Consider the following 3,371-nt stretch of genomic DNA (forward strand, 5'->3'; position numbering starts at 1 on the left):
CCAAAAAGAAGAACGGGAGAAAGTCCTGAAGGAGATTCGGCAGCTTGAAAACCGAAAGAAGATTTTGGAGAACAAGCAGCGGAACGAGGAACGCAGGGTTCGCACCCGCCGCCTGATTGAGCGCGGAGCCGTTTTGGAGGGGATTTTCCCGCTGGCTTCCAACCTTTCCGGCGCAGAGGTCAAAGCATTTCTGATTGCCCTGTCCCATCTTCCGGGGGCTGCGGAATTGACTGCAAACCTGCCAAAATCCGGGGACACGCCATAAGTCCCTTGTTTACAAGGGCGCACTTATACACCGTTGCCGGTGTCGTGCGCCCTGCCGGGGGCTGTTGCGCTCTCCGAGCGCGATGGGGCGCTACACTCCCCAAACCCCTTGTGCGCCCCGCGCAGCCAGACACCCGCTTTGCGTATGCCCGGCTCCACAGAGCCTGTTATCCCCTCACTGAAAGGAGGTGTTCCCCATAGATTTCTGTCATATCCCCGTCAGTATCATCAAGCGCAGTGCGGGCCGTTCTGCTGTTGCCGCAGCTGCTTACCGCAGCGGAACCAAGCTGACAAATGAATGGGATGGAATGACCCACGACTACACCCGGAAAGGCGGCATTGTCCATGCGGAGATCATGCTGCCTGCCAACGCGCCGCCGGAATTTGCAGACCGTTCTATCCTCTGGAACAGCGTGGAGCAAATCGAGAAGGCAAGGGACAGTCAGCTTGCCCGCGAGATTGAAGCAGCCCTGCCCCGTGAACTGTCCGGCGAACAACAGCTTGCCCTTGTGCGTGCCTATGTGAAGGACAACTTTGTAGACAAAGGAATGTGTGCCGACTTTGCTATCCATGACAAGGGAACCGGCAACCCTCATGTCCATATCATGCTGACGCTCCGGCCTTTGAAAGAAAATGGACAGTGGGGCGCAAAGTGCCGCAAGGCATACGATCTGGACGAGAATGGACAGCGTATCCCGGATGGGAAAGGCGGCTGGAAAAATCATCGAGAGGATACGACCAACTGGAACGATAAAGGAAATGTGGAGATTTGGAGGGCAGCGTGGGCGGCCTACACCAACCGGACGCTGGAATCTGCCGGCAGACCGGAGCGCATTGACCATCGCAGCTACAGGCGGCAGGGCATTGATAAGATTCCCTCCGTCCATCTGGGGCCAGCCGCCAGCCAAATGGAAAAGCGCGGCATCCGCACCGACAAGGGCGAAGTAAACCGGCAGATCGCCGCCGACAACAAGCTGCTGAAAGAAATCAAGGCCCGCATTACCCGCCTTTACAACTGGTCTAAGGCCGAAGCCAAAAAGCCGGAGGGCCAGCAGCTCAGCATGATTGACTTGTGGGAGGCCCAGCAGCAGTTGAACGCTCCCCACACCCGCACCGGCAAAATCCGGGCTTTGCAGGAAAGCGCTGCACTATTCAGCTTTTTCCAGGCAAACGGCATCCAGTCTATGCAGCAGCTTCATGAAAAAATCGCTGATATGAACAGCTGTTACTATGACCTGCGGGGAAAGATCGTCAAGGCCGAGCGCCAGATCGCCATTCTTACCGAACGCGGGGAGATGTGGGAACAGTACAACCAGCACAAGTCCATCCACAAGCAGCTTGCCAAAGTAAAGCCGGAAAAACGGGAACAGTTTGAACAGCGCCACAGCCGGGAACTGATTCTGTATGACGCAGCGGCCCGGTATCTGAAAGAACTGAAAGACAGCGGCGAGGCAATCACCCCAAAGGCATGGCAGCTGGAAATTGACCAGCTGGCCGCTGGAAAGCAGACGGACACGCTTGCCATGAAAGCCCTGCGGGAGGATTTGAAAGCAGTGGAACGGCTCCGCAAAACCGCCGAGCAGCTGTCCCGACAGGAAAGGGACAAGTCTCACAACCGGGAGCCGAATCGGTAAAGGATACCGCGTTTTGGCGTACCCCTGTCAAGTGCGTCGCGCTTCACGACATACCTTTGCATACAGAAAAACCGCCGTACAGGTTTCCCCATACGGCGGCAGACTGTTTATTTGCCGAACAAGTCGCTGTGTGTGCCGGTGCGGGCCAGCGTCAGCACCAGAACATCATCTTCTATGCGATAGACAAGCAGCCAGTCCGGGAGAATATGACATTCCCGATGGCCTGCCCAATCGCCGGACAGGTCATGGTCGCGGTTCTTATCCGGCAGCGGTTCGCCCATTGCCAGCAACGCTACGACCTGCTCCAGCAGCTCAATCTTCAAGCCACGCTTGATAGCTCGTTTGTAGTCTTTTTTGAAACTGGTCGTGTACTTGACGGTATATTTGGTTTCTTTCATCTTTTCAGGTCAGCAAACAACTCGTCAAGGTCATTGTAACCCTTTACAGACGGGTCTTTTGCAATCCTTTCCGCTTCCAGCATGGCAGCAACCGTTTCTTTGTTCGGCTGTTCCAGCCTTACCTCAAAGGGAATGCCGCCTTCACGAAGCGACTGGCGCACAAAGATGTTAAACGCCGTAGTCAGGTTCATGCCAAGTTCAGTAAACAGTGCGTCCGCTTGCGCTTTCAAATCTGCGTCCATGCGGATACTGATGTTTGTGGTATTTCCAGCCATACGATCAACCCCTTTCTGCTGGTACTTTTAGTATATGCCATTTGCACGAAGAAAACAATACTTTGCACGAATATTTAACAGTAAATTCATTGAAGGAGGTCACTGTATGAAGCAAATTATTTTGCCCGTCACTATCCACCTGAATATCCGCCTGCCCCTTGCCCTCTTGCAGCCGGAATCGGCAGACGCGCCCACCGGCCCGGAGCCGGAGGCCCATGCCTGCCAGGGCTGCGGCAACTGCGGCGGGTGTGGGAAGTGCCAGCATGAAAAAAAGCAAGCCTGAACCCGTCCCCGTCATGGACTACCGTCAGTACCGCAGAGCGCGGCGGCTGGTACATGAGTGCTGCAACTATGACGGCGGCCACTGTATCGCGCTGGATGATGGGGAGGAATGTGTCTGCGTCCAGTCCATTTCCTACTCCCTGTTGTGCCGGTGGTTCCGGGCGGCGGTGCTGCCGCTGGACAGAGAACTGGAAACGGCCCTGTTCCACCGCCTGGACGCCAAACGGTGCGCCGTCTGCGGGGCGCTGTTCACCCCCGGCTCCAACCGGGCCAAATACTGCACGGAATGTGCCGGACGCATGAAGCGTATCAAGGCCGCCCAGCGCAAGCGGAAACAAAGGGCGAAATGTCACGCTTTAGGGGCTGAAAACCCCTTGTAAATCAAGGCTTTTTTCGAGGGTGTCGCTGGGGGCCTGATAGATTTATCCTCTGCCCCCTAAAACGGCCTTAAAATGCGTACAGAATCCCAAGAGACCCCCCCAAGGAGGAACCCTATGTCAGACAACCGAAAATATTAT

Annotated in this window: 6 protein-coding genes; 4 read left to right on the top strand and 2 right to left on the bottom strand. The window is 55.7% G+C overall.

The window, feature by feature from the left end:
- A partial coding sequence (locus DXB44_RS14180; protein WP_118659091.1) for a DUF3847 domain-containing protein occupies positions 1 to 265 on the top strand: 265 nt, incomplete at its 5' end.
- A gap of 187 nt (positions 266 to 452) precedes the next feature.
- A complete protein-coding gene (mobQ, locus tag DXB44_RS14185; RefSeq protein WP_118659092.1) occupies positions 453 to 1,898 on the top strand; it encodes a MobQ family relaxase in 1,446 nt (481 codons plus the stop codon).
- A gap of 107 nt (positions 1,899 to 2,005) precedes the next feature.
- Here the strand turns inward: mobQ and DXB44_RS14190 are convergent, their stop codons facing one another.
- Positions 2,006 to 2,296, bottom strand: a complete 291-nt coding sequence (locus tag DXB44_RS14190; RefSeq protein WP_002596328.1) for a type II toxin-antitoxin system YafQ family toxin — start codon at positions 2,294 to 2,296, stop codon at positions 2,006 to 2,008.
- Positions 2,293 to 2,571: a type II toxin-antitoxin system RelB/DinJ family antitoxin gene (locus DXB44_RS14195; protein WP_005924829.1), complete on the bottom strand. Its 279-nt coding sequence runs from the start codon at positions 2,569 to 2,571 to the stop codon at positions 2,293 to 2,295. The genes DXB44_RS14190 and DXB44_RS14195 overlap by 4 nt, the downstream gene beginning before the upstream one ends.
- A gap of 106 nt (positions 2,572 to 2,677) precedes the next feature.
- Here DXB44_RS14195 and DXB44_RS14695 point away from each other — a divergent pair, with 106 nt between their 5' ends.
- Positions 2,678 to 2,854, top strand: a complete 177-nt coding sequence (locus DXB44_RS14695; protein ID WP_009296691.1) for a hypothetical protein — start codon at positions 2,678 to 2,680, stop codon at positions 2,852 to 2,854.
- Positions 2,835 to 3,233: a cysteine-rich VLP domain-containing protein gene (locus DXB44_RS14200; RefSeq protein ID WP_110102433.1), complete on the top strand. Its 399-nt coding sequence runs from the start codon at positions 2,835 to 2,837 to the stop codon at positions 3,231 to 3,233. The genes DXB44_RS14695 and DXB44_RS14200 overlap by 20 nt, the downstream gene beginning before the upstream one ends.
- Positions 3,234 to 3,371 lie beyond the last annotated feature (138 nt).

Origin of the sequence: Faecalibacterium sp. OM04-11BH, assembly GCF_003482185.1 — a bacterium.
GTDB lineage: Bacteria > Bacillota > Clostridia > Oscillospirales > Ruminococcaceae > Faecalibacterium > Faecalibacterium tardum.